The organism is Pseudomonas cavernae, assembly GCF_003595175.1.
In the GTDB taxonomy this organism is placed as follows: domain Bacteria; phylum Pseudomonadota; class Gammaproteobacteria; order Pseudomonadales; family Pseudomonadaceae; genus Aquipseudomonas; species Aquipseudomonas cavernae.
In genome coordinates this window covers 4,407,748-4,426,705 of sequence record NZ_CP032419.1, presented here as the reverse complement: position 1 = coordinate 4,426,705, position 18,958 = coordinate 4,407,748, and the positions used below count along the sequence as shown (strand labels likewise).

The following is an 18,958-nucleotide window of genomic DNA, read 5'->3' as shown; positions in this document are numbered from 1 at the left end:
GCGAGTCTTCTCGGCACCAGTCCTGGTGCGCCCCACGCCCTTCATCCCGCTGTGCTTCAGGTTCGCTCCGACAACTTTCCCAGGAGCCGAGCCGATGCGTGCCGAACAACATAAGAATTCGAGTGGCAAGAACCTGAGCGAGAGCGCCCAGGTCGACCAGCAATCCATCCAGCCCTTCCCGCGTTCGCAGAAGGTCTATGTCCAGGGGTCGCGCCCGGACATCCGCGTGCCGATGCGCGAGATCAGCCTGGATGTGACGCCGACCGCCTTCGGTGGCGAGATCAACGCCCCGGTCACCGTCTATGACACTTCCGGCCCCTACACCGATCCGAGCGTCACCATCGACGTGCGCCAGGGCCTGGCCGACGTGCGTTCGGCCTGGATCGACGACCGCGGCGACACCGAGAAGCTGCCGGGCCTGAGCTCCGAGTTCGGCCAGCGCCGCCTGAACGACGCCGAGCTGACCGCCATGCGCTTCGCCCACGTGCGCAACCCGCGCCGGGCCAAGGCCGGGCACAACGTCAGCCAGATGCACTATGCGCGCAAGGGCATCATCACCCCGGAGATGGAATACGTCGCCATCCGCGAGAACATGAAGCTGGCCGAGGCCCGTGAAGCCGGCCTGCTGAAAGAACAGCACGCCGGGCAGAGCTTCGGCGCCAGCATCCCCAAGGAAATCACCGCCGAGTTCGTCCGCGAGGAAATCGCCCGCGGCCGCGCGATCATTCCGGCCAACATCAACCACGTGGAGCTGGAGCCGATGATCATCGGCCGCAACTTCCTGGTGAAGATCAACGGCAACATCGGCAACTCGGCGCTGGGTTCTTCCATCGAGGAAGAAGTGGCCAAGCTGACCTGGGGCATCCGCTGGGGTTCCGATACCGTCATGGATCTCTCGACGGGCAAGCACATCCACGAGACCCGCGAGTGGATCATCCGCAATTCGCCGGTGCCGATCGGCACGGTGCCGGTGTATCAGGCGCTGGAGAAGGTCGGCGGCGTCGCCGAGGACCTGACCTGGGAGTTGTTCCGCGACACCTTGATCGAACAGGCCGAGCAAGGCGTGGACTATTTCACCATCCACGCCGGCGTGCTGCTGCGCTATGTGCCGTTGACCGCCAAGCGCGTCACCGGCATCGTCTCGCGTGGCGGTTCGATCATGGCCAAGTGGTGCCTGGCGCACCACAAGGAGAATTTCCTCTACACGAACTTCGAGGAAATCTGCGAAATCATGCAGGCCTACGACGTCAGCTTCTCGCTCGGCGACGGCCTGCGTCCGGGCTCGATCGCCGACGCCAACGACGCCGCCCAGTTCGGTGAACTGGAGACCCTCGGCGAGTTGACCAAGATCGCCTGGAAGCACGACGTGCAGACCATGATCGAAGGCCCCGGCCACGTGCCGATGCAGCTGATCAAGGAGAACATGGACAAGCAGCTGGAGTGCTGCGACGAGGCGCCGTTCTACACCCTCGGCCCGCTGACCACCGACATCGCCCCGGGCTACGACCACATCACCTCCGGCATCGGCGCGGCGATGATCGGCTGGTTCGGCTGCGCCATGCTCTGCTACGTGACGCCCAAGGAGCACCTCGGCCTGCCGAACAAGGATGACGTCAAGACCGGCATCATCACCTACAAGATCGCCGCGCATGCCGCCGACCTCGCCAAGGGCCACCCGGGGGCGCAGATCCGCGACAACGCCCTGTCCAAGGCGCGCTTCGAGTTCCGCTGGGAAGACCAGTTCAACCTCGGCCTCGACCCGGACACCGCACGCAGCTATCACGACGAGACGTTGCCGAAGGACTCGGCCAAGGTCGCGCACTTCTGCTCGATGTGTGGGCCGAAGTTCTGCTCGATGAAGATCACCCAGGAAGTGCGCGACTACGCCAAGGAGCACGGCCTGTCGGAGGAGAGCAAGGCCATCGAGGTGGGCTTCAAGCAGCAGGCCGAGCGCTTCAAGGACGAGGGCTCGGTGATCTATAAACAGGTGTGAGTAACGCGTAGGGTGGGTTAGCCGCGTAGCGGCGTAACCCACCGTCGGCCATGCCGATGGGTATCGCTGCGCTCGACCCATCCTACGCGCTGGCTCAGCACCGTTGGGCTTCACTGCGTTCAACCCAACCTACACCCACCTACTTTTGCGGATATCAACGTGACCACCCCCAGCCCCTACGCCCCCGGCATCGCCGTTCCCGCCGAGCGCCGCGTGTTCGGCGCCCGTGACCTGTTCTCCCTGTGGTTCTCCCTCGGCATCGGCCTGATGGTGCTGCAGCTCGGCGCGCTGCTGGCGCCGGGGCTGGGCATGAGCGGGGCGCTGCTGGCGATCCTGCTCGGCACCCTGGTCGGCGTGCTGCTGCTCGGCGCTGTGGCGGTGATCGGCAGCGACACCGGGCTGGCGTCGATGGCCGCGCTCAAGCTCAGCCTCGGTTCGCGTGGCGCGGCCTTGCCGGCGCTGTTCAATCTGCTGCAACTGGTCGGCTGGGGCGCGTTCGAGATCATCGTCATGCGCGACGCCGCCAGCCTGCTGGCCGGCAAGGCCTTCGGTGCGGAGAGCGGCTGGACCAGCCCGTTGTTGTGGACGCTGTGCTTCGGCGCCCTGGCGACCCTGCTGGCGGTGACCGGCCCACTGGCCTTCGTCCGTCGCGTGCTGCGCAAGTGGGGTATCTGGCTGCTGCTCGCTGCCTGTGTCTGGCTGACCTGGAACCTGCTGGCCAAGGCCGATCTGGCGGCGCTGTGGGCGCGCCGTGGCGACGGCTCGCTGCCGTTCGCCCTGGGCTTCGACATCGCCATCGCCATGCCGCTGTCCTGGCTGCCGCTGATCGCCGACTATTCGCGTTTCGGCAAGCGCGCCGGCGGCGTGTTCGCCGGCACCGCCATCGGCTTCTTCCTCGGCAACGTCTGGCTGATGAGCCTGGGCGTGGCCTACACCCTGGCGTTTGCCGCGAGCGGTGAGATCAATGCCCTGCTGCTGGCGCTGAGCGGCGCCGGGCTGGGCATCCCGCTGCTGCTGATCCTGCTCGACGAGTCGGAGAAGGCCTTCGCCGACATCCATTCGGCGGCGGTCTCGGTCGGCATCCTGCTGCCGCTCAGGGTCGAGCAGCTGGCCCTGGCCATCGGCCTGCTGTGCACCGCGATCGCCGCGCTGGCGCCGCTGGCCGAGTACCAGAACTTCCTGCTGCTGATCGGTTCGGTGTTCGCTCCGCTGTTCGGCGTGGTGCTGGTCGACCACTTTATCCTGCGCCGCCGGCGCGCCGAGCTGGCGCCTGGCCTGGCCCTGCGCTGGGACACCTTGCTGGCTTGGGGTTGCGGCGTGGTGCTGTACCACCTGCTCAGCCGTTTCGCCCCAGAGATCGGCGCCAGCTTGCCGGCGTTGCTGCTCGCCGGCGGGTTGCAGTTCGCCTTGGGGCGGGCGTTCGGCACGGTCGCCATCAGCCGCGTGGCGGGCTAGCGGTAGGCTGGATGGCGTTTTTCCCGTCCACCTTCGCGACGGTGGAAAACGCTGCGCGGTTTTCCACCCTACGAAAGCTTATCCCCGCCCAGGGAAGTATTGCGGCTTGAGCACGCCGTTGAGCTGCGGGTAGGGGATCTTCAGTTCCGGGTGGCCGCTGGAGTAGGGCGCGATGCTGTAGACGTCGTACTTCAGCAGCACCGCGCCGCGGCTCAGGGCGACGTTGGCGGTTTCCTGGAACGGCCAGGTCTGCTGGTATTCGCCATCCTGATCGAGCTTCTCGGCGGCCAGCCAACGGCGGTGCGCTTGCTGCGCCAGCTTCCAGAAGGCGTCTTCCTGGCCGGGCAGCAGCATGTCCTGCAAGGTCAGGGCTTTTTCCAGTTTGCGGTCATAATTGATCAAGCGCCGCCCCGGCATGCCGTGGGCGCCGCCGGTCGCCAGGTAGCTGGACAGTTCGAGGATCAACAAGCCATCGTGTTGTTCACGCACCTTGGCCTGCAGATAGCTGCTCCAGCCAGGTTGCGCGCCGGCGAGGAAGTTGCGTTCGTAGGATTGCAGCGAAGCGGGCAGCGGATCGCCCGGCGAATCGAGGGTCATCTCCAGCAGGCGCTGCTCGATCAGGGCATTGAGCTGCGGCTGGTCGGTGAACTTGAGGGTGTCGATATTCACCAGGGGGCAGTCATCAGCCTGACAACCGGGCTGGGTATGTTCCCAGGCAATCCGCTGCGGGGTGATGGGCTGGTTGCTGGCGGGTTGGAACAGGCTCTGACAGCCGATCAGACTGACGGTCAGGGCGGCGAACAGGGTGGTTTTCAGCAGCTGCATGGGCATCCTTGAGGGTCTTGCCTGGGGTGTGGCTAACGGCCTTCGACTGCCGCCGCGCCACGGAGTTCGGTGTCGGGCACGGCTGGCGCAGCCTTCTATGCTGGCAGTCTGCTGACGATCTTGAAAGGGGCTGCGCCGGTCCAAATGGCGCGTTAGGATGGCGAGAACCAGAGGTGCGACAGGCGTGCGCCAGTATGCGGGGGAGCGATGAACGAAACTTTCAAACCAGGCCCTGAGGCGGTGGAAATCGTCGAGCGCGAAAGCTGCTTCCGCGGTTTCTATCGGCTCGACCGCCTACGCCTGCGCCATCGCCTGTTCGCCGGCGGCATGGGGCCGCAGATCAGTCGCGAGCTGTTCGTGCGCCACGATGCGGTCTGCGTGCTGCCCTACGACCCGCAGCGCGACGCTGTGGTGCTGATCGAGCAGTTCCGCGTCGGAGCGATGGACAAGGCCGCCAATCCCTGGTTGCTGGAACTGGTCGCCGGGCTGATCGATACCGACGAGGAGCCGGAGCAAGTGGCCCATCGCGAGGCGGAGGAGGAGGCCGGTTTGCAGCTCGGCGCGCTGTGGCCGATCACCGGCTACTTCCCGTCGCCGGGCGGCAGCGATGAGTTCGTTCATCTGTATATTGGCCGCTGCGACAGCCAGGGCGCCGGCGGCGTGCATGGCTTGGCCGAGGAAGGCGAGGACATCCGCGTGCATGTCTGGCCGCTGGAGGATGCGCTGCAGGCGGTCAAGGACGGGCGGATCAACAATGCGGCGAGCATCATCGCCCTGCAATGGCTGGCGCTCAATCGCGCCGAGGTACGAGGGCTATGGGTGTAACCCTGCTACGCGATCGCTACCGGGTCGACCTGATCGAATTGCAGGCCGCCTGCGAGGCCAACTACGCCCGTCTGATGCGCCTGCTACCGGCCATGCGTGACAAGCCTGGCTCGCGGCGCGTGGCCCTGAGCCAGGGCGAGCACCTGCTCGGTGTGTTGGCCCTGGATGTGCTGGAAAGCTGCCCCTACACCACCACCCTGCAGGTGTGTCAGGAGCACAGCCTGCCGTGGCTGCCGGTGCCGCGCCTGGAGGTGCGGGTCTACCACGATGCGCGCATGGCCGAGGTGATCAGCGCCGAGAATGCCCGGCGCTTTCGCAGCATCTATCCCTACCCGAACGCGGCCATGCACCAGCCGGACGAGAAGACCCAGCTCAACCTGTTCCTCGGCGAATGGCTGAGCCATTGCCTGGCCTGTGGCCACGAACTGGAGCCGTTGCTGTAGTTGGGTTGAGCGCAGCGAAGCCCAACGAACGAGGCACAGGTCAGCCACGTGCCTTCAATGAGTCCGCTTGTTGGGCTTCGTCGCTGCGCTCCTCAACCCAACCTACGGACTAAGCCGGCTGCGCAGAAAATTGCGCAAGTGCCGATGGCTATCTGTGACCTGCGTCTACAACCCGGCTTTACCCCTCCGGCTCGCAGCCACCATAATTCCCTTACCCCGATCTGGAGCCGTTGCCGTGCCGAGCTCGCCTGTTTCCGCTGCTGATTCTTCGGTGCTGCTGGTGCAGCTGTCCGACAGCCACCTGTTCGCCGAGACGGCTGGCCGACTGCTCGGAATGGATACCCAGGACAGCCTGCAGCAGGTGATCGCTCGCGTACTCGAGGAGCAGCCGCGTATCGATCTGGTGCTGGCCACTGGCGATCTCTCGCAGGACGCCAGCGCCGAGTCCTATACTCGCTTTCGCCAGCTGACTGCGGTGATTCCCGCGCCGGCCCGCTGGTTGGCCGGCAATCATGACGACATGCCGGTCATGGAGGACGTCTGCGCCGGCAGCGACTTGCTCGAGCCGATCGTCGACCTGGGCGCCTGGCGCATCGTCCTGCTCGATACCTCGGTCCCCGGTGCGGTGTTCGGCCATCTCGACGCACAGCAACTGGAGTTGCTGGAGGAGGCGTTGAGTAGCGCGCCGGAGCGTCACCACCTGATCTGCTTCCATCACCATCCGCTGGACATCGGCTGCGCCTGGATGGAGCCGATCGGCCTGCGCAACGCCGAGGCGCTATTCGCCGTGCTCGATCGCCATCCGCAGGTGCGCGCGCTGCTCTGGGGGCATGTCCACCAGGAGTTCGATCGGCAGCGCAACGGCGTGCGCCTGCTGGCCTCGCCTTCCACCTGCGTGCAGTTCGCCCCCGGCAGCGAGGATTTCCTGGTCGGCGGCGAGGCGCCGGGCTATCGCTGGCTGCGTCTGCATGCCGATGGTCGCCTGGAGACCGGGGTGTCGCGGGTCACCGGCATCGACTTCGAAGTCGACTACAGCGTCAAGGGTTATTGACGCGCAAGTCCGCCCGCAAGCCCTGAGCTTGCAGCCTGGCGCGTGCAGCCTGTAGCCTCCCGCTCCATGACTAGCATCCTCTATATCCACGGTCTCAACAGCTCGCCGGACTCGCTCAAGGCCCGCCAGCTGAGCGCGGCGATGCAGCGCCTGGGGCTGGCCGAGCAGCTGCGGGTGCCCGCGCTGCATCATCACCCGCGCCAGGCCATCGCCCAGCTCGAGCAAGCCATCGCCGAACTCGGCCGGCCGGTACTGATCGGCAGCTCCCTCGGCGGCTACTACGCCACCCATCTGGCCGCGCGCCACGGCCTCAAGGCGCTGCTGATCAATCCGGCGGTCAACCCGCACCGGCTGTTCGACGGCCACCTCGGCCCACAGACCAATCACTACACGGGCGAGACCTGGCAGCTGACCGAAGACCACGTCGCCGCCCTCGCCGCGCTGGAAGTGCCGGCGCCGCAGGACCCGGCGCGTTATCAGGTATGGCTGCAGACCGCCGACGAAACCCTCGACTACCGTCACGCCCAGGCCTTCTACCGCGCCTGTGCGCTGCGCATCGAGGCCGGCGGCGATCACGGTTTCCAGAATTTTGCCGCCCACCTGCCGGCGCTGCTGGCGTTTGCCGGCGTGCCGGCGTCGCTGTGGCACGATCTCGACTTTTCCGACCTTTGACTGAACAGAGCGCTATGGCCACTTACAACGCAGACGCCATCGAAGTCCTCTCCGGCCTCGACCCGGTGCGCAAGCGTCCGGGCATGTACACCGACACCACGCGGCCCAACCACCTGGCCCAGGAAGTGATCGACAACAGCGTCGACGAAGCGCTGGCCGGCCACGCCAAGAGCGTGCAGGTGATCCTCCACGCCGACAACTCGCTGGAGGTGCTCGACGACGGCCGCGGCATGCCGGTGGACATCCACCCGGAGGAGGGCATCCCCGGGGTCGAGCTGATCCTCACCAAGCTGCATGCCGGCGGCAAGTTCTCCAACAAGAACTACCAGTTCTCCGGCGGTCTGCACGGCGTCGGCATCTCGGTGGTCAACGCCCTGTCGACCCAGGTCGACGTGCGGGTCAAGCGCGACGGCAGCGAATACCGCATGACCTTCGCCGATGGCTTCAAGGCCAGCGATCTGGAAGTGATCGGCAGCGTCGGCAAGCGCAATACCGGCACCAGCGTGCGCTTCTGGCCGGACGCCAAGTACTTCGATTCGCCGAAGTTCTCCTTGAGCCGCCTCAAGCATGTGTTGAAAGCCAAGGCCGTGCTCTGTCCGGGCCTGGCGGTCAGCTTCGAGGACAAGGTCAGCGGCGAGAAGGTCGAATGGTTCTACGAGGACGGTCTGCGCTCCTACCTGGTGGACGCGGTCAGCGAATTCACCCGCCTGCCCGACGAACCGTTCTGCGGTAGCCTGGCCGGCAATAAGGAAGCGGTGGACTGGGCGCTGCTGTGGCTGCCGGAGGGCGGCGACAGCCTGCAGGAAAGCTACGTCAACCTGATTCCCACCGCCCAGGGCGGCACCCACGTCAACGGCCTGCGCCAAGGCTTGCTGGATGCCATGCGCGAGTTCTGCGAGTTCCGCAACCTGCTGCCGCGCGGGGTCAAGCTGGCCCCGGAAGACGTCTGGGAGCGCATCGCCTTCGTCCTCTCGATGAAGATGCAGGAAGCGCAGTTCTCCGGACAGACCAAGGAGCGCCTGTCCTCGCGCGAAGCCGCCGCCTTCGTATCGGGAGTCGTAAAAGACGCCTTCAGCCTGTGGCTCAACGCTCACCCGGAAACCGGCCTGGCCCTGGCCGAGCTGGCCATCAGCAACGCCGGGCGCCGCCTCAAGGCGAGCAAGAAGGTCGAGCGCAAGAAGATCACCCAAGGCCCGGCACTGCCCGGCAAGCTGGCCGACTGCGCGGGCCAGGACCCGATGCGCTCCGAACTGTTCCTGGTCGAAGGTGACTCCGCCGGCGGCTCGGCCAAGCAGGCGCGCGACAAGGAATTCCAGGCGATTCTGCCGCTGCGCGGCAAGATCCTCAACACCTGGGAAGTCGACGGCGGCGAAGTGCTGGCCAGCCAGGAAGTGCACAACATCGCCGTGGCCATCGGCGTCGACCCCGGTTCGGCGGACCTCGGCGAGCTGCGCTACGGCAAGGTCTGCATCCTCGCCGACGCCGATTCCGACGGCCTGCACATCGCCACGCTGATCTGCGCCCTGTTCGTTCGCCACTTCCGCCCGCTGGTGGATGCCGGCCACGTCTACGTCGCCATGCCGCCGCTGTACCGCATCGACCTCGGCAAGGAAATCTTCTACGCCCTGGACGACGCCGAGCGCGACGGCATCCTCGATCGCCTGGTCGCCGAGAAACGCCGCGGCAAGCCGCAGGTCACCCGCTTCAAGGGCCTCGGCGAGATGAACCCGCCGCAGCTGCGCGAGACCACCATGGACCCGAATACCCGCCGCCTGGTGCAGCTCGGCCTGGACGATTTCCAGCAGACCGAGGAGCTGATGGACATGCTGCTGGCGAAGAAGCGTGCCGGCGACCGCAAGGCCTGGCTGGAATCCAAGGGCAACCTGGCCGAGGTCCTGGTTTGACCCGTCGGCTCCTGACCGCGCTGCTGCTGATCGCCTTGCCCGTGCTGGGGCAGGCGCAGGAGGAGCTGCAGTTGCAGGCCGAATATGCGCTCGACGGCCTGCCCGCCGGCAACCTCTCCGGTCTGGCCGCGTGCGGCGCCGGGCTGTGGGCGGTGTCCGACCGCGAGGACGACCGCCTGTACCGGCTGACCTCGGCTGACGGCCGGCTGCAGACCGAGGTGGAGCTGTTCCAGGTACCGCCGGTGCCGACTAGCGGCCTGCCTTGGGGCGTGCGCATGCGCATCTGGCTGGTCAGTCAGGTGCGCGGCGGCGAGCTGGATTTCGAAGGGCTGTCCTGCGATGCCGCCGGCAACCGTTATCTGGTCAGCGAGGCGCATGCCGCGGTGCTCAAACTGCCGCCGGTCGGCAATCCCGAATGGCTGGCGCTGCCGGCCAATCTGGTCCGCCAGGCGCGCGCCAGCGGCCTGCTGCTGCATTTCAACGCGCTGCTCGAGGGCGTCGCCGTCGACCCGCAGGGCGCGCGCCTGTGGCTGGCCGCCGAGCGCCAGCAGCGCGGGCTGCTGGCGCTGCACAAGCCACAATCGACCTGGCGCTGTGCCGGCGGCTGCGTACTGCTGCGCGAGGCCGGCGACGAGCCGGCGCCCGCGCAATTGGAGGTTGCGCCGCAGCCGCGCGACTTCTCCGACCTGGCCTTTTTCGATGGCAAGCTGTTCAGCCTCGAGCGTCAGGCTTATCGCCTTTGCCGGCGCAGTCTGAGCGACGGCGCGGTCGAACGCTGTTGGTCGTTCGCCGCCGCGGCGCTGAGTGAGTCGCGCCGCTACGGCCCGCAGACGTTCGGTATGGCCGAAGGCCTCGCGCTGGATGCCGAGGGCGCCTGGATCGGCCTGGATAACGGCAGCCAGCGGCGCAACGACGGCGAGGCGCGGCCGCTGGTCTGGCGCTTCGCCGCACCGGCCGGCGGCTGGAGCGCGGGCAAGTGAGCGAGCAGCACGTCGGCCGACGCGCCGGGCGGGTGATGCTGATCCTCGCCTGGGGCGCCGCGCTGCTGCTCGCCACCCATTTTTTCGGCAGCTGGGAGGCGCGCCAGCGCAATCCCAATCAGGTGCCGGAGTCGGTACACGGCGACGGCTATGTCGAGGTGCGCCTGCTCAGCAGTCGCCAGGGCCATTACCTGCTGGACGGCCAGATCAACCGGCAGGCGGTGACCTTCCTGCTCGACACCGGCGCGACCCAGGTGGCGATCCCCAGCGCGCTGGCCGAGCGCCTGCAGCTCGAGCGTGGCGCGCCGATCACCGTCAGCACCGCCAATGGCCGCGCCACCGGCTGGCGCACGCATTTGGCCCAGCTGCGACTCGGCGACATCCAGCTGCACGACGTGGCGGCGCTGATCGTGCCGAATATGGATGGCGATGAGGTGCTGCTCGGCATGAGCGCGCTGAAACAACTCGAATTCACCCAGCGCAACGGCACCCTGCTGTTGCGCCAGTCCACTTCGCAATGACCCCTTTGGCAATGAGGCCCGCATGAGCGAATCCCTCGATCTGAGCCTGGAAGGCGTGGAGCGTCGCTCCCTCGCCGATTTCACCGAGCAGGCTTACCTCAACTATTCCATGTACGTGATCATGGACCGCGCCCTGCCGCATATCGGCGACGGCCTCAAGCCGGTGCAGCGGCGCATCGTTTACGCCATGAGCGAGCTGGGCCTGGACGCCGATTCCAAGCACAAGAAGTCGGCGCGTACCGTCGGCGACGTGCTCGGCAAGTTTCACCCGCACGGCGACAGCGCCTGCTACGAGGCCATGGTGCTGATGGCCCAGCCGTTCAGCTACCGCTACACCCTGGTCGACGGCCAGGGCAACTGGGGCGCGCCGGACGATCCGAAGTCATTCGCCGCCATGCGTTACACCGAGGCGCGGCTGTCGCGCTACTCCGAGGTGCTGCTCAGCGAGCTGGGCCAGGGCACCGTGGACTGGGTGCCGAACTTCGACGGCACCCTCGACGAGCCGGCGACCCTGCCGGCACGCCTGCCCAACCTCTTGCTCAACGGCACCACCGGCATCGCCGTGGGCATGGCCACCGACGTGCCGCCGCACAATCTGCGCGAAGTCGCCGCCGCCTGCGTGCGCCTGCTCGACGAGCCGCAGGCCACGGTGGCGCAGCTGTGCGAACACATCCAGGGCCCGGATTTCCCCACCGAGGCGGAAGTCATCACCCCGCGCGCCGACCTGCTGAAGATCTACGAAACCGGTCGCGGTTCGGTACGCATGCGCGCCGTGTATCGCGTCGAGGACGGCGACGTGGTGGTCACCGCGTTGCCGCATCAGGTCTCCGGGGCCAAAGTGCTGGAGCAGATCGCCGCGCAGATGCAGGCGAAGAAGCTGCCGATGGTCGCCGACCTGCGCGACGAGTCGGACCACGAGAACCCCTGCCGCATCGTCATCATCCCGCGCTCCAACCGCGTCGACGCCGACGAACTGATGCAGCACCTGTTCGCCACCACCGATCTGGAGTCCAGCTACCGGGTCAACACCAACGTCATCGGCCTCGACGGCAAGCCGCAGGTCAAGGACCTGCGCACCCTGCTCAGCGAGTGGCTGGTGTATCGCGTCGGCACCGTGCGCCGGCGTCTGCAGTTCCGTCTGGACAAGGTCGAGAAGCGCCTGCATCTGTTGGAAGGCCTGCTGGTCGCCTTCCTCAACCTCGACGAAGTGATTCACATCATCCGCACCGAGGATCAGCCCAAGCCGGTGCTGATGGCGCGCTTCGGCCTCACCGACATCCAGGCCGACTATATCCTCGACACCCGCCTGCGCCAATTGGCGCGCCTGGAGGAGATGAAGATCCGCGGCGAGCAGGATGAACTGGCCAAGGAGCGCGCCAAGCTGCTGAGCCTGCTCGGCAGCGAGGCCAAGCTGAAGAAGCTGGTGCGCCAGGAGATCCTCGACGATGCCGAGAAGTACGGCGACAATCGCCGCTCGCCGATTGTCGCCCGCAGCGAGGCCCGCGCGCTGTCGGAAACCGAGCTGCTGCCGACCGAGCCGGTCACCGTGGTGCTCTCCGAGAAGGGCTGGGTGCGTTGCGCCAAGGGCCATGAGATCGACGCCGGCGGCCTGTCGTACAAGGCCGGCGACGCCTTCAAGACCGCCGCGCCGGGGCGCTCGAACCAGTACGCGGTGTTTATCGACTCGACAGGCAGAAGCTATTCGCTGGCCGCGCATTCGCTGCCCTCGGCGCGTGGCCAGGGCGAACCGCTGACCGGTCGTCTGACTCCGCCGCCGGGCGCCGGCTTCGAATGCGTGCTGCTGCCGGACGACGACGCGCTGTATGTGATCGCCTCGGACGCCGGCTATGGCTTCGTGGTCAAGGGTGAGGACCTGCAGGCGAAAAACAAGGCCGGCAAGGCGTTGTTGAGTCTGCCGAACGGTGCCAAAGTGGTGGCGCCGCGGCCGTTGCAGAATCGCGAAGAGGACTGGCTGGCGGCGGTGACCACCGAAGGCCGCCTGCTGCTGTTTCCGGTGCGCGATCTGCCGCAGCTGGGCAAGGGCAAAGGCAACAAGATCATCGGCATTCCCGGCGAGCGGGTCGCCAGCCGCGAGGAATATCTCAGCGATCTGGCGGTTTTGCCGGCAGGCGCCACCCTGGTGCTGCAGGCCGGCAAGCGCACCTTGTCGCTCAAGGCCGACGATCTGGAACATTACAAGGGCGAGCGCGGCCGGCGTGGCAACAAGCTGCCGCGCGGCTTCCAGCGGGTTGATGGCCTGCTGGTGGAGATCGCCGGCTGAGGCCGGTGGGGCGCCGTTGCGCGGTCGGGCTGGAGTCGCGCGGCAGATTCACGGATGATACACCCCCGGCAAGACGCGCCAGCTTGGCGCCTGTTTGACTGTGGCCAGCCCAGGTTGGCCGAGTGGATGAGAGAAATGACCGTATTGCGTATCCCTTTACTTGTGCTGTTCGTGCTTGGCTTGGCCGGTTGCGTCGGCTACCAGCCGGTGCCGCTGTACAAGCTCGATAGCGGCAACCCTGGTATTCCGACCCAGAAAAATGGGCCGGCAGTGCTGCTCGGCCCGGTCCAGGTAGCCGATTACCTGCAGCGCGAGACCCTGTTGCAGCGCCAGCCCGACGGCAGCCTGAAGCCGTCCGTCGACGAGCGTTGGGCCGGTAGCCTGGAGGCCGACATCGATCAGGTGCTGATGCGTCAGCTGGCCTGGCGCCTGGATACCCAGCGTCTGGCGCTGGCGCCAGCCACCGCCGGCTTCAGCCCAGATGTGCAGATTCTGCTGTCGATCACCCGTTTTGACTCCGGGCCGCAACAGCCGGCGGTGCTGGAGGCGCAATGGCGCTTGCTGGATAAGCGCGGCGAATTGCGTGACAGCCGCCTGATCCGCCTGCAGGAAGCGCATCAGGGCAATGCTGCCGATCAGGTGCGCGCCCAGAGCCAGTTGCTGCAGCAGTTGGTGCAGCAACTGGCCACGGCCGTGTTGCCGCTGACCAAAGAGCCGCAGCCGCTGGCCGAAACCCCGCGCAAACCGGCTCCGGCTACCCCGGCACGTCCGAAGGAGTCGGCCGAGCCGAAGATTCCGATGGCCGCCCCGGTGCGCACGGATGTCGAGGTCTACCGGTTTTAACCGCAGTCCTTGGAAAAGCCCGCATATTGCGGGCTTTTTTATGCCTGCTGTCATCGTAGGGCGCTACCGCCCAGGGCCAGGCCGATGGCCGGCAGCGGGTGGGTGATCGCGGTGTCGGTCAGTGGGCGCGGGTTTCGTGCATGCGCGCCAGTTGCCGCTCCAGCAGCGACGGGTAGGGCTCCAGCAGCCGCTCGATGCAGCAGGCGCCTTCCGGGCTGGCGATGGCGCGGATGCGCGCGCGTTGGCGCAGCAACGGGTCGTCGCCGATGCTGCGCTCGACCAGCAGCAGGTTGCGGCTGTGCTGCGACAGGGCCAGGGCGTCCTGGGCGGTGTCGCTGAGCAGCAGGTCGCCCTGGCTGAGGCGGTGCAGATTGTCGCCGTGGGTCAGGCCGAGTTGCAGTTGCAGGGTGATGCCGCTGTCGGCGACCTCGATCTGCAGGGCGTGGCCGAGGGCGCGCATCAGCTCGCCGCAGCAGATGGCGTGGGTCAGGTAGTCGTCGCCGCTGGCCTGGCTGTTGAACAGCATCAGGCTGCTGCCGTCGTTGAGGGTATGCAGGGTGCCCTTGTACAGCGCCGCGGCTTGCTCCAGGCAGTCGCGGTAGCGTTGCAAGAGGTCCATCAGCCGGGCGCGCGGCAGGCGCCGCAGTTGTTCCTGGGCGCCCAGCTGGATGGCCAGCACGGCACTTTGCTGCGGTGCGTCGGCGACTGGCGGGGCGGGCGGCCGGACATCCTCGAACAACGGCTCGTGCAGTTCGGCGAATGGGTCATCCTCGTCGATGCTGGTCATGCGCTGCGGGCGCAGGGGCTCGGCAGGCTCGTCGAGTTGGTCGTGGTCGTAATCACTGTCGCGCAGGTCGCGGACCTCGAAGGCCGGTTCGGCGGCCTCCTCCTCGAAGAAGTCCTCATCGGTCTCGGCGAAATCGCTGTCCAGCTCTGGCTCCAGCAGCGGCGCGGGCTTTTCTGGGACCAGGCGGACTTGCAGCTGGCGGGCCAGGTCGCCGATCTCGTCCTGACGGTCGGCGGCGGGGGCCGGGTCGTCAGGGTCGCGCAGCCACAGACGCAACTGCAGCAGCGGCGTGGACAGGTGGCGGCCGAGACGTAGGCTCAGGGATAGGGTCAGGGCCAGCAGAATCAGGCTGAGAATCCCCATGCTCTGCAGGCTGATGGTCATCGGCTGCTGGAACTGCTGCATGTCTAGGCTGATGCGCAGATGGCCGGCGATCACTTCCTGGAAGGCGATCGGCGTCGAGAACAGCCCCTCGGTTTCGCCGAGCATGCTCTGGGTCGGCCGCGACCCGGCTTCGGCGAGGATGCGGTTATCGACGCTGTAGATGGCCGCATGGGCCACCAGCGGGTTCTTCACCAGGTTATTCAGCAACACGTTGAGGCTGAGGATGTCGTTGGACACCAGCAGCTCGGTGGCCGAGGCGGCGGTCTGGGTGATCAGGCTCTGGCCCAGGGCGTCGGCTTGCTGCTGCATGGCCTGCTTGAACTGCAGGCCCATGACCAGGGTGTAGATCACCAGTGCCGCGATGACCAGCAGCAGGCTGTGGCTGGCGATGCGCAAGGCGATCGGCACGCGCCGCTGGCGCAGGGCGTGGAAGATCAGCAGGAAGAAATTATCGGGTTTGACGGGCGCGGGCCGGTTCACAGAGCGCGGCTCTTCTCGGATTAAGTTGCCGCGCAGTATAACCAGCGCCCCAGAGCGGGCAAAGCGCCGGACGTGCCCGTATGGCGGCGAAAGTGGGTAGAATGGGCGCCTTTTCTCCAGCGAGGGCTGCGCCTTGCGCGAAATCGTCCTGATCAATATTACCGGTGAAGACCGTCCGGGGCTGACCGCCGCCATCACCGGGGTGCTGGCCCAAGGCGGGGTGAAAATCCTCGACATCGGCCAGGCGGTGATTCACGACACCCTGTCGTTCGGCATCCTGGTCGAGATTCCCGATACCGAGCGGGCCTCCTCGGTGCTCAAGGATGTGTTGTTCACCGCGTATAAGCTCGACCAGCAGGTGCGCTTCACCCCGGTGGCCGAGAGCGATTACCAGCAGTGGGTCGGCGGTCAGGGCAAGCCGCGGCACATCGTCACCCTGCTGACCCGCCAGGTCACCGCCGAGCAGCTGCAGCGCGTCAGCTCGATCACCGCCAAGTACGGGCTGAACATCGACCAGATCGATCGTCTGTCCGGGCGCATGCCGCTGGACCAGCCGGCCGAGCAGAGCAAGGGTTGCATCGAGTTTTCGGTGCGCGGCGAGCCGGCAGATCCGGTGGCGCTGCGCGCCGAGTTCCTCAGTGTGGCGCAGGAACTCAACGTCGATATCGCCTTCCAGCAGGACACCGTGTTCCGCCGCAACCGCCGCCTGGCGGTGTTCGACATGGACTCGACGCTGATCGAGGCGGAGGTCATCGACGAACTGGCCAAGGTCGCCGGGGTCGGCGAGCAGGTGGCGGCCATCACCGAGCGGGCGATGCGCGGCGAGTTGGATTTCCGCGCCAGCTTCAAGGAGCGCCTGGCACTGCTCAAGGGCTTGCCGGAAAGCGAACTGGCCGCGATCGGTGCCGCGCTGCGCCTGACCGAGGGGGCCGAGCGGCTGTTCGCCGAGCTCAAGCGCCTGGGCTACAAGACTGCGATCCTGTCCGGCGGCTTCAGCTACTTCGCCAAGCAACTGCAGGCCAAGCTGGGCATCGATTACGTGTTCGCCAATGAGCTGCAGATCGTCGCTGGCCGGCTCACCGGCGTGGCCGTCGAGCCGATCGTCGACGCCCAGCGCAAGGCCGACCTGCTGCGCGAGCTGGCGCAGAAAGAAGGACTGCAGCTGGAGCAGACCATCGCCGTCGGCGATGGTGCCAACGATCTGCCGATGCTGGGGCTGGCCGGGTTGGGCGTGGCGTTTCGCGCCAAGCCGCTGGTCAAGCAGTCGGCCAAGCAGGCGATCTCCACCCTCGGTCTGGACGGCATTCTTTATTTGCTCGGCTATCGCGACCGCGACGGCCAGGATTGAGCGCGCCAGCGCCCCCAATGAAAAGGCCGCCCATGGGCGGCTTTTTTATTAAGGGTGGTTAATCGTCGCCGGCCGAGAAGTCGTAATCCATCGACTGGCTGGGGCCTTGCAGGTAGTAGCCCTGGATGTAATTGACCCCGGCCTGCCAGAGCGTGGCGAGCACGCTGGCGCTCTCGACGAACGGCACTATGGTCAACTTGGCCTGGGCGTGCAGGCTGGCCAGCAGGGTCTTCAGGGCTTCCTGATTGTCCGCCGTCGACAGGTCCTGAGAGAAGGAACCGTCGACCTTGATGAAGTCGACGTTGAGGTGCTTGAGCGTGTTGAACGGGTTGAGGGCGCAGCCGAACTGGCCGAGCGCGATCTTGCAGTGCAGTTCGTTGAGGCCTTGGGTCAGGACTTTCGCCGGTTTCAGATAGGCAATGGCATCCGGTTCGTTGATCTGGAAGGCCAGCGCATCGGATGGTAGGCGTGCGGCCTTGAGCGCCACGCTGAGCCAGGGCAGCAGGGTCTGGTCCTGCAGGCTGGCGCTCGACAGGTGCACGAATAGGCAGGTGTTGTGCCCCTTGGCGCGGTGGTCGGCGAGCAGCTTGATGGAGTTGAGGATCACCCAGCGGTCGATCTTCTCCGCCAGGCCGGCATCCTTGGCGGCGCCGAGGAAGTCGCCGGGTGGGACTTCTTCGCCCTGCGGGTTGAGCAGGCGCAGGAGCACTTCATACTGCTCTTGGCTGTCGCCGCGCAGGCTGATGATCGGCTGGAACAGCAGGCGGAAGCTGTTGTTTTCCAGGGCTTGCTGGAGCATGGCGACGATGCTGCCACGGCTGGCCGCAGCCGCCAGTTCGTCCGCCGGGCTATACAGGCGCAGGGCGTTGCCGGTGCATTCATCGGCGCAGCGGTGGGCGCGATCGATCACGTCCTGGGCCTTGGCGGTGGTTTCCGTGAGCCCGGCTACGCCGATCGACAGGCTGGTCTGCACGGTACGGCCATTGACATCGAACAGGTGGCCTTCGACCTTCTTCAGCAGGCTGCGCAGGCTGTCCTGGCTTTGCTCAGGCGTTTTTCCGGGTTGCAGCACAGTGAACACATCGTCACCGAAGCGCGCCAGCTGCACGCCGCTGGCGAAGTGGGCACGCAGCAGATTGGCCAGATCGGTCAGCAGCAGATCGATGCCGGCCAGGCCGATATGCGCCTGCAGCGTGGGGTAGCGGTCGACCCGCACATAGGCGAGGCTGGCCTGCTCGCTGGCGTTGACGGCGCGCTCGGCGGCGGCATCCAGCAGTTCGAGGAAGTGGCTGCGGTTGTACAGGCCGGTGACCAGGTCCTGACTGCTGATCTCGCGCAGTTTCTCTTCCAGTTCGGCGTTGCCGCTTTCGGCGCGAATCACCACCTGGATGCACGGTTCGCCGTCGTAGGTGGCCGGGGAAAAGCTCATGCGCGCCTGGAAGCTCTGGCCGTTGGCCTTCACGCCGCCACAGGCCAGTTCGGCGCCGCCTTCGCTGCCGGGGTAGCTCTTGAGAAAATCCTTGAAGCTGCCCTGATCGGCGCTGGCGATTAGGTCGATCATCGGCATGCCTTCCAGTTCGTCGGCGTCTTCGTAGTCGAACAGCTTGAGGTAGGAACGGTTGGCGTAGATGTGCATGCCGTCGTGCACATAGGTGATGGCATCCACCGAGCTGTCGAGCAGCAGTTGGCAGCGCTTTTCCGCTTCGCGCAGGGCCACTTCGGCGGCGCGGCGGGCGCGGCGTTCTTCCAGGTTGGCCAACTCGCGGTTGGCGACCAGGATCAGGCGCTCGTCCTCGCCCTGCGGCAGGGCATCCTGGGCACCGAGGGTCAGGGCCTCGGTGATGTCGTCGGAGTCGTTGCCGGCGATCAGCTGGATCACCGGGATGTCCTTGGCCTGGCGGCGGATCGCGGTGATCGCTTCGCTGGGCTCGAGGTTGTCGCTGCTCGGCGCGGCGATCAGCAGGTCCCAGCTCTGTTGCAGGGCGTCGGCCAGGTCATCGCTGGAGGTCAGACGGTGCACGCGGGTGGCGCGGCCGGCATTGCGGAACAGGCTGACGAGACGTTCGGCCTCGTTCTGCGAGTCCTCAAGAATCAGCAGGCGGACGGTTTTTTTCTCGATGGCCATGGCGTGTGCTTAGCCTGCGCCAGACGGGCGCGAAAAGGCGA

Annotated in this window: 15 protein-coding genes; 12 read left to right on the top strand and 3 right to left on the bottom strand. The window is 66.4% G+C overall.

What is annotated here, in order from left to right; all coding sequences use genetic code 11:
* Positions 1 to 94 precede the first annotated feature (94 nt).
* Together thiC and cytX are read left to right on the top strand one after the other, a co-directional pair.
* Positions 95 to 1,993: a phosphomethylpyrimidine synthase ThiC gene (thiC, locus tag D3880_RS20125; protein ID WP_119895191.1), complete on the top strand. Its 1,899-nt coding sequence runs from the start codon at positions 95 to 97 to the stop codon at positions 1,991 to 1,993.
* Between the two features lie 159 nt (positions 1,994 to 2,152).
* Positions 2,153 to 3,448 (top strand): putative hydroxymethylpyrimidine transporter CytX, encoded by a 1,296-nt coding sequence (gene cytX, locus D3880_RS20120; protein ID WP_119895190.1) that lies wholly within the window; start codon positions 2,153 to 2,155, stop codon positions 3,446 to 3,448.
* 78 nt (positions 3,449 to 3,526) lie between these two features.
* Here the strand turns inward: cytX and D3880_RS20115 are convergent, their stop codons facing one another.
* Positions 3,527 to 4,273, bottom strand: a complete 747-nt coding sequence (locus D3880_RS20115) for an RsiV family protein (RefSeq protein WP_119895189.1) — start codon at positions 4,271 to 4,273, stop codon at positions 3,527 to 3,529.
* Between the two features lie 207 nt (positions 4,274 to 4,480).
* Between D3880_RS20115 and D3880_RS20110 the strand changes: the two genes are divergently transcribed.
* From D3880_RS20110 to D3880_RS20070, 9 genes are all read left to right on the top strand, one after another.
* A complete protein-coding gene (locus D3880_RS20110) occupies positions 4,481 to 5,098 on the top strand; it encodes an NUDIX domain-containing protein (RefSeq protein WP_119895188.1) in 618 nt (205 codons plus the stop codon).
* Positions 5,089 to 5,541: a DUF1249 domain-containing protein gene (locus tag D3880_RS20105; protein WP_119895187.1), complete on the top strand. Its 453-nt coding sequence runs from the start codon at positions 5,089 to 5,091 to the stop codon at positions 5,539 to 5,541. The genes D3880_RS20110 and D3880_RS20105 overlap by 10 nt, the downstream gene beginning before the upstream one ends.
* A 235-nt stretch (positions 5,542 to 5,776) precedes the next feature.
* Positions 5,777 to 6,592, top strand: a complete 816-nt coding sequence (gene cpdA / locus D3880_RS20100; RefSeq protein WP_119895186.1) for a 3',5'-cyclic-AMP phosphodiesterase — start codon at positions 5,777 to 5,779, stop codon at positions 6,590 to 6,592.
* A 66-nt stretch (positions 6,593 to 6,658) separates the two neighbouring features.
* Entirely contained in the window at positions 6,659 to 7,264 is a 606-nt protein-coding gene (locus D3880_RS20095) for a YqiA/YcfP family alpha/beta fold hydrolase (protein ID WP_119895185.1), read from the top strand.
* Between the two features lie 14 nt (positions 7,265 to 7,278).
* Positions 7,279 to 9,168, top strand: coding sequence for a DNA topoisomerase IV subunit B (gene parE / locus D3880_RS20090; protein WP_119895184.1), 1,890 nt, complete (start codon positions 7,279 to 7,281; stop codon positions 9,166 to 9,168).
* The gene (locus D3880_RS20085) at positions 9,165 to 10,148 is read left to right on the top strand and encodes an esterase-like activity of phytase family protein (RefSeq protein WP_119895183.1); all 984 of its coding nucleotides are present in this window, start codon (positions 9,165 to 9,167) and stop codon (positions 10,146 to 10,148) included. The genes parE and D3880_RS20085 overlap by 4 nt, the downstream gene beginning before the upstream one ends.
* Before the next feature lie 35 nt (positions 10,149 to 10,183).
* The gene (locus tag D3880_RS20080; RefSeq protein ID WP_420800885.1) at positions 10,184 to 10,669 is read left to right on the top strand and encodes a retropepsin-like aspartic protease family protein; all 486 of its coding nucleotides are present in this window, start codon (positions 10,184 to 10,186) and stop codon (positions 10,667 to 10,669) included.
* A 22-nt stretch (positions 10,670 to 10,691) separates the two neighbouring features.
* Complete coding sequence (parC, locus tag D3880_RS20075) at positions 10,692 to 12,950, top strand: DNA topoisomerase IV subunit A (RefSeq protein ID WP_119895181.1); 2,259 nt, start codon at positions 10,692 to 10,694, stop codon at positions 12,948 to 12,950.
* A gap of 135 nt (positions 12,951 to 13,085) precedes the next feature.
* Entirely contained in the window at positions 13,086 to 13,793 is a 708-nt protein-coding gene (locus D3880_RS20070; RefSeq protein ID WP_119895180.1) for a PqiC family protein, read from the top strand.
* Between the two features lie 118 nt (positions 13,794 to 13,911).
* Here the strand turns inward: D3880_RS20070 and D3880_RS20065 are convergent, their stop codons facing one another.
* Positions 13,912 to 15,444: an AhpA/YtjB family protein gene (locus tag D3880_RS20065; protein WP_119895179.1), complete on the bottom strand. Its 1,533-nt coding sequence runs from the start codon at positions 15,442 to 15,444 to the stop codon at positions 13,912 to 13,914.
* Positions 15,445 to 15,577: 133 nt separating this feature from the next.
* On the opposite strand from D3880_RS20065, the gene serB reads away from it, so the two are divergent.
* On the top strand, positions 15,578 to 16,792 hold the full coding sequence (serB, locus tag D3880_RS20060) for a phosphoserine phosphatase SerB (RefSeq protein ID WP_119895178.1): 1,215 nt from the start codon (positions 15,578 to 15,580) through the stop codon (positions 16,790 to 16,792).
* 58 nt (positions 16,793 to 16,850) lie between these two features.
* Here serB and D3880_RS20055 read toward each other — a convergent pair whose 3' ends face one another.
* Positions 16,851 to 18,917: a GGDEF/EAL domain-containing response regulator gene (locus D3880_RS20055; RefSeq protein WP_119895177.1), complete on the bottom strand. Its 2,067-nt coding sequence runs from the start codon at positions 18,915 to 18,917 to the stop codon at positions 16,851 to 16,853.
* Positions 18,918 to 18,958: the final 41 nt, after the last annotated feature.

What these genes read in the sequence shown, in the direction of transcription:
- D3880_RS20110 (WP_119895188.1), top strand. Translation starts at nt 4,481, where the DNA reads ATGAACGAAACTTTCAAACCAGGCCCTGAGGCGGTGGAAATCGTCGAG.
- D3880_RS20080 (WP_420800885.1), top strand. Translation starts at nt 10,184, where the DNA reads ATGCTGATCCTCGCCTGGGGCGCCGCGCTGCTGCTCGCCACCCATTTT.
- D3880_RS20115 (WP_119895189.1), bottom strand. Translation starts at nt 4,273, where the DNA reads ATGCAGCTGCTGAAAACCACCCTGTTCGCCGCCCTGACCGTCAGTCTG.
- D3880_RS20095 (WP_119895185.1), top strand. Translation starts at nt 6,659, where the DNA reads ATGACTAGCATCCTCTATATCCACGGTCTCAACAGCTCGCCGGACTCG.
- thiC (WP_119895191.1), top strand. Translation starts at nt 95, where the DNA reads ATGCGTGCCGAACAACATAAGAATTCGAGTGGCAAGAACCTGAGCGAG.
- parC (WP_119895181.1), top strand. Translation starts at nt 10,692, where the DNA reads ATGAGCGAATCCCTCGATCTGAGCCTGGAAGGCGTGGAGCGTCGCTCC.
- D3880_RS20055 (WP_119895177.1), bottom strand. Translation starts at nt 18,917, where the DNA reads ATGGCCATCGAGAAAAAAACCGTCCGCCTGCTGATTCTTGAGGACTCG.
- D3880_RS20070 (WP_119895180.1), top strand. Translation starts at nt 13,086, where the DNA reads ATGACCGTATTGCGTATCCCTTTACTTGTGCTGTTCGTGCTTGGCTTG.
- D3880_RS20105 (WP_119895187.1), top strand. Translation starts at nt 5,089, where the DNA reads ATGGGTGTAACCCTGCTACGCGATCGCTACCGGGTCGACCTGATCGAA.
- parE (WP_119895184.1), top strand. Translation starts at nt 7,279, where the DNA reads ATGGCCACTTACAACGCAGACGCCATCGAAGTCCTCTCCGGCCTCGAC.